Source organism: Rhodoblastus sp. (assembly GCF_052145335.1).
Lineage (GTDB): Bacteria > Pseudomonadota > Alphaproteobacteria > Rhizobiales > Beijerinckiaceae > Rhodoblastus.
This window is the reverse complement of the sequence record NZ_JBKQOU010000058.1, coordinates 1-6,442: the sequence shown is the minus strand read 5'-3', so window position 1 is coordinate 6,442 and position 6,442 is coordinate 1. Positions and strand designations below refer to the sequence as shown.

Annotated in this window: 5 protein-coding genes and 1 pseudogene; 4 read left to right on the top strand and 2 right to left on the bottom strand. The window is 62.6% G+C overall.

What is annotated here, in order from left to right:
- On the bottom strand, positions 1–418 hold a 418-nt coding region (locus tag ACLP2E_RS03910; RefSeq protein WP_442465206.1), incomplete at its 3' end, for a hypothetical protein.
- Positions 419–706: 288 nt separating this feature from the next.
- Positions 707–1,674: pseudogene (locus ACLP2E_RS03905) on the bottom strand (phosphate acetyltransferase).
- 631 nt (positions 1,675–2,305) lie between these two features.
- Here ACLP2E_RS03905 and ACLP2E_RS03900 point away from each other — a divergent pair.
- The 4 genes from ACLP2E_RS03900 to ACLP2E_RS03885 all read left to right on the top strand — a co-directional run.
- The gene (locus ACLP2E_RS03900; protein WP_442465205.1) at positions 2,306–2,869 is read left to right on the top strand and encodes a hypothetical protein; all 564 of its coding nucleotides are present in this window, start codon (positions 2,306–2,308) and stop codon (positions 2,867–2,869) included.
- Between the two features lie 6 nt (positions 2,870–2,875).
- On the top strand, positions 2,876–4,177 hold the full coding sequence (locus ACLP2E_RS03895; protein ID WP_442465204.1) for a DUF2254 domain-containing protein: 1,302 nt from the start codon (positions 2,876–2,878) through the stop codon (positions 4,175–4,177).
- A 45-nt stretch (positions 4,178–4,222) separates the two neighbouring features.
- Positions 4,223–5,527 (top strand): TAXI family TRAP transporter solute-binding subunit, encoded by a 1,305-nt coding sequence (locus ACLP2E_RS03890; protein WP_442465203.1) that lies wholly within the window; start codon positions 4,223–4,225, stop codon positions 5,525–5,527.
- Positions 5,528–5,631: 104 nt separating this feature from the next.
- Positions 5,632–6,442 (top strand): DUF3141 domain-containing protein (locus tag ACLP2E_RS03885; protein WP_442465202.1); only part of this gene is annotated, 811 nt, incomplete at its 3' end.

The following is a 6,442-nucleotide window of genomic DNA, read 5'->3' as shown; positions in this document are numbered from 1 at the left end:
CCGCGATCGCTCCGCCCGGCGCCCAGCCATAGCCGCGCCCCCAGGCACCGCGTCCGCCGACAACGACCGCACGGCCTCCGCGATAAGCCCCTCCACGATAGGCGCCGCCGCGATAAGCCGCGCCACGATAGGCCCCGCCACGAGCGACGCCGCCGCGATAGCCGCCGCCGCGCGCGACGCCGCCGTGGAAGCCGCGAGCGCCGCCACCGTGGAATCCACGTGCGCCGCCGGCGTGGAAGCCACCGCGACCGCCACCGCCGTGGAAGCCGCCCCGACCGCCGCCACCGCGCCGCACGAGAATCGGCGAAACGCCACTGTAGTCAGACACTGGGGCGATCGGCATCGCCGCGGCGATGTCGGAAAGCATAAAAACCGCCGCGACGGCCGCGGCCAACATGCGCAATTTGCTGGAAGCCATTTTGCTACCCTCCCCTTCTTTTTTATTTGTCATCCAAGCGGAGCGCCGCGCCCTTGCATTCACGGTGGATAAATCGAACCAACGGTGACAGGGGCGCGACTCACGGCAAAAGATCAATAGCCATGCCTGCGGTTGACGCGACGCGCGGTCCGGCGCGAAGAGCGGTGAGCGACGCCGACGGCTGCCCCCTGACCAGACAATTGAGACCTTGCGATCCTCCGACTGCAAACACCTGAAATTTGAGGCTCGACGAGCCAGCATTGACGACAAGGATCGTTTCCATGGCGCTTACTCCGCCGGGGACGCCACCATGCGACGGCGCGCATCGGCGTAAAGCGAGGCGATGGCGCAGGACGCCATGCGGGTGCGGACGGAATCAGCGCGCGAAGTCAGAATGATCGGGACGCGGGCGCCCAGCACGATTCCCGCCGCGTCGGCATTGGCGAGGAAACTGAGGTTCTTGGCCAACATGTTTCCCGCCTCGAGATCCGGAACGACCAGAATCTGGGCCCGGCCCGCGACTTCGGATTCGATGCCCTTGATGTGCGCCGCTTCAAGACTTATGGCGTTGTCGAAAGCCAGTGGGCCATCGAGCACGCCGCCGGTGATCTGGCCGCGTTCGGCCATCTTGCACAGGGCCGCAGCTTCGATCGTGGAGGGAATGTCGGGCGTGACCGTCTCAACAGCGGAGAGCAGGGCGACCCGCGGGACGCCCATGCCGAGACCGGTAAACAGGTCGATCGCGTTCTGGACGATGTCGCGCTTGACCTTGAGATCGGGAAAAATATTGATCGCCGCATCCGTGATGAACAGCACGTCGGGATAGGTGGGGACGTCATGATGAAGACATGGCTGATCCGCCGTGCGGTGCGCAGCCCGGTCGTTCCGGAGGTCACGGCGCGCATCAGTTCGTCGGTATGCAGGCTGCCTTTCATCAGGAGTTCGCCCTTGCCTTCGCGAATGAGCGCGACGGCCTGCGCCGCCGCAGCTTCGCTGTGCGGCGCGTCGACGAGGGTGTAACGGGAAATGTCGAGACCCGCTTCGCGGGCGACTTTCTCGATTTTCGCCTTGGGTCCAACCAGGACCGGGACAATGATGCCGGCTTCGGCGGCTTCCACCGCGCCCCTGAGCGAGGTCTCGTCGCAGGGGTGGACGACGATCGTCGTCGCCGAGGGCGCCTCCTGCGCCCGCGCGATCAGCCGCTCGTATTTCTCGTGGCGCACATGAACCGGTTTGTCAGTTTCGGTTAACGTCATGACAATCAAGCCCCGTTCGAATGATCGGACCATGCTGAAACGCCCGGCCCTAGCTTTGGATCCATCACCCGCCCGCTCCCGTGCTCATGAGCAGGCCAAAAAATCGCCTGAAAAATCTACCTCTTGTTTCGACGACGTCACCGCGCCGACACGGTCGCCAAGTCTAATTGCGTTGAACTCCATCAAAATAGGCAGTCTGCATCCGGGCGCGCTTCATCACTTTTTCGTGAGCGGGCATGTTCTTCGGCCCATTTGTTTTGCTTGCGGCTGCTTTTCTTGGATTCCCCTGCGGGCGGCGCGATTGACTGGAACGTTGTTTGGGCATTTTCCGTCTAAAATGGCGCCGCTTCGGCAATTTTGCGGTAGCCCGCAGTCGGGACGATAGCGCGGGGAGCGGCGCTCGACTAGATCGATTCCATAGTGGAGACTGGCGCGACGAAACGCTTCGGTTCTCCGAGGCGCTAGACGTCAGGCGTCAAGGCTTATGTTTGATCGGTCACGCGATGCGGATGCCCCACATGTGCGCCTGGTTCACTCCAGGCTGAGGACGCCTCGCGCAGCGGCCATCGCCGGGATCGTTTTCTCGGTGCTATTCATTTGCAGCCTGTCGTTACTTTGGCGCTCGCTGCCCGTGGACCCGCGCGACACCGGCCTCTGGCTGAAGGAGGGCTCCGGCAATGTGTCGCTCGCCCTGAGCCTCTTGCCCTTCGCCGGCATAGCCTTTTTCTGGTTCCTCGGCGTCTTGCGCGATCGCCTGGGGGAAAAGGAAGACAAGTTCTTCGCTACGGTTTTCCTCGGGAGCGGCCTTATGTTCCTGGGCATGATGTTCGTCGCCGCGACGGCCATGGGGGCGCTGGTTCAAGCGCATGCCTCGACTCCCGATGTGCTTCCAGGCTCGGCCACCTTGGCCTTCGTCCGCGCGTTCACATACGATCTCATGCATATCTACGTCCTGAAGATGGCGGCGGTTTTTATGGTCACGACCTCGACCCTGGCTATCAGCACTCAACTGACCGCACGCTGGATCGCCTTTCTGGGCTACGCTTTCGCGGCGTTTCTTCTCGTCGGCAACGCGTATCTGGACTGGGTCTTTTTCATTTTTCCGTCCTGGGTTCTTCTGGTCAGCGTCTTCATCCTCCGCGACAATCTGTGGGGAAGCGCGGCGCACGGGAGCGTTCGCCGGGACAATTCTTGACGGGCCATGAGCGCGTCGGCGGCGGCGCGCAAAAGCGAGGCTGAAATGCGAATGTGGGTCATCCCGATGAACTATGTCGGGGCTGCTGTCCTGGCCGGCTTCACCCTGCCGCGGCTTGAGCAGGCTTATCTCGCGTCCTACAACATCAGCATGTCGGTAGGGTCGGCGCAGGCCTATCTGTCGGCGGCCGCCTCGGGGATGATGGCGTTGACGGGCATCGTGTTCGCGATGGCTTTCGTTATGGTGCAGTTCAGCGCGATCGCGTATTCGCCAAGGCTCGTGCTTTGGTTTGGGCGAGACCCGATCCTCTTTCACGCGCTCGGCGTCTTCAGCGCCACCTTCATTTACGCCCTTTTTACACTGGCCTGGGTCGATCGTGAGGGCGATGGGAGCGTGCCGCTCGTGTCCTCGCTTCTCGTGGGGGGCTTGATCATTGTCAGCCTTTTCCTCTTTTCGAAGCTGATCCAGCGGCTCGGCGACCTCCAGATCTCGAACGTGCTTCATACGATCGGCGACCGGGGCCGCGCCGTCATTCGCGAACTTTTCCCGCCGCTCCCGGAAAATGCGCTGCTTGCCGACGAGACGGCGGGCGCCGCTGTTGACGATCACGCGTTCGGACCCGTCATGCTGGAGCTGCGCTATTCAGGCCCGCCCCGCACCATCGCCAGGATCAATACCGACGCTCTCGTCAAACTCGCGCAAGGGGCCAGGGCGACCATCGTCATGCTGAGCGCGGTCGGCGACACATTGGTCGAGGACACGCCGCTTTTGCGGGTCAGGGGCAAAGGGGAGGCGATTCGCGACGACGCGTTGTTGCGGACAATCGAACTCAGGCGCGAAAGAACTTTCGAGCAGGACCCCAAATACCCGATCCGTCTCCTGGTGGACGTGGCGATCAAGGCGCTCTCCCCCGCCATCAACGACCCGACGACGGCGGTCCAGACCATCGACCAGATCGAGGACCTGTTGCGAAGGCTCGGCGGCAGTCAGTTGGCGGCCGGCGTCATCAAGGACGCGGATGGAATTGTCAGGCTCGTCCTTCCCATGCCGTCATGGGACGACTATCTGACCCTCGCCTTCGATGAAATCCGGCTCTACGGGGTGACGTCGGTCCAGGTGATGCGCCGTATGCGCTCGGCCCTGGTCAGCCTCGCGCGTTCTCCTCTGCCGCCGGCGCGCGTCGAAAGGCTTCGAAAATATCTCGCGCACCTGGATGCGGTCATCGCCGCTTCGCCGCTCGATCTCCAAGACCGGTCCATGGCGAGCCAGGAAGATCGCCAGGGCATCGGCATGTCTCGCCGAAGTTGAATTTCCCGTAAAGCGATCAGATGGTTTCACGTGAGGAGTAAACTATTGAACAATTTCTGGCGGCGCATCCTCGCCCTGATCGCTCTGGTCCTGGCTTTGGGCCTCGGCGGAGCGGCCTGGCGCCATGTCGACCAGCCGACGGTGCTGACCGTCGCGGTGGGACCCGCCCATTCGGACGACGCCGACCTCGTCAACGCCTGGAGCCGGTCGCTCGGCGCCGAAAACAGTAGCATTCGACTCAAGATTCTGCCGACGTCCGGCCCGGTCGAATCGCTCGAAAAGGTGCAAAATGGCGAGGCCAAAATGGCGGTCACGCGGACGGACGTCGGCAAGTCGGAACGGGCGCGCGCCGTCGCCTTGCTGCATAGCGATCCGGTCGTCATCGTCGCGCCGGAAAAGGTCAAAATCGAAAATTTCGGTCAGTTGAAGGGCAAGACGCTCGGCGTTATCGGCCCGCCGCAGGCGAACGACGCCTTGCTTGAAACTTTGCGGCGGCATTTTCGGGTAACACTGAATGTTGTCGAGCTTCCGCAAGCGCCGGGGCCAATCGCTGCGGCGTTGCGCGCGGGCAGCGTCGACGCCCTGCTCTTCGTCGTGCCGACGACGCGCAGCGCCATCGTCGCGGACAATTGGGCCGCGACGCGCCATGCGGTCGGGAAAAAACTCGCCTTCGTCCCGATAGACGCAAGCGACGCCATCGCCGAGGCTTCGCCCGCCTATGAATCGGGCGAGATCCCAGCCGGCCTTTTTGGCGGCGCTCCGCCTTTGCCGTCGGAGGAAATTTCGACCCTGCGCGTACCGACTTATCTGGTCGTCGACCGAAGCGTTGGGGATGACATGATCACCACGCTGACCCGCAATCTATTCGAGAACCGCCAGCGTATCGCCGCCGATGCGCCGATCGCCAATCTCGTCAAGCCGGCCAGTTCGGACAATGACACGGCATTCCCCATTCACCCGGGCGCCAAGGTTTATTACGACGGCGAGGAAACGACCTTGATGGAGCGGCATGGCGACTGGCTCTATTATGGCCCGTTGCTGCTTGGCGGCCTGGCTTCGGCCGTGATGGCGGCATTGCGCTATCTCGGCTTTATGCGGGGGCAGCAAACCAGCGAAAGCCTGCTCGTGAAAGTGCCCGAGGTGATCGCCATGATCAAAGCGGCGACGACGACGGAGGAACTCGACCAGATTCGCGCCGGGATCGACCAGGCTGTCGAGCGTTTCGCCAAGGATGTGGTCCAGGGCAGCGTGGAGGACCAGAAGACGCCACCCATCGCGCTGGCGTTAGATTATCTTGGACGGATGATCTCCGACCGTCGACGGGAGATAGCCGGCCGAGCGATGCGATGAAACGGCGTTCCCTCGGTGTGTCAAAAAACCTTCATGCGGTCGCGCACAAGATGGCGCCGTCGAGATTTTCTTGAGTGCAACGAAACAGCAATTGGGAGAGAGCGATGTCTGAGCAGAATGTGCAGTTCAGCGCCTTGCAGAACTATTGGACCGACGCGGCCCAACGTTTTGTTTTGAGTCTCGACGTTCTTCGACAGCGCGGAAACGACTATTTCGACCATGCGGCGATGAAGGCGCCCAACGTCCTGAATTTCGGGGTCGAACTGGTCGCCGACGGCCGCAAGCTGGAACGCCCGGTGAATTATCTGCTGACCCGGGTAATCCCGCCCGAGGGCGTGGCGGCCGATCCGCGCAAGCCGCCGATCGTCGTGGTCGATCCGCGCGCCGGTCACGGCCCCGGCATCGGCGGGATGAAGGACTATAGCGAGATCGGGGCCGCGTTGGCGGCGGGTCATCCCTGCTATTTCGTCGGCTTCCTGCCCGAACCCGTTCCCGGCCAGACGATAGAGGACGTTTGCCGCGCCGAAGCGGCCTTTGTCGAGAAGGTCGCCACATTGCACGCGAACGCCGATGGCAAGCCGATCGTCATCGGCAATTGCCAGGCCGGCTGGCAGATCATGATGATGGCCGCGCTCAACCCGAACCTGACGGGCCCGATCATGCTGGCCGGATCGCCGCTCTCCTATTGGGCGGGCGTCCACGGCAAGAATCCGATGCGCTATCTGGGCGGCCTGCTCGGCGGGACGTGGCTCACAGCTTTGACCGGCGATCTCGGCGCGGGCATTTTCGACGGCGCCAATCTGGTCGCCAATTTCGAATCGCTGAACCTCGCCAACACTTATTGGAGCAAGCCCTACAACCTCTATTCCAAGGTGGACACCGAGGCCAAGCGCTTCCTCGATTTCGAAACCTGGT

Bases quoted from the DNA above. Each gene is read 5' to 3' on its own strand.
- ACLP2E_RS03895 (WP_442465204.1), top strand. From the start codon at position 2,876: ATGAGCGCGTCGGCGGCGGCGCGCAAAAGCGAGGCTGAAATGCGAATG.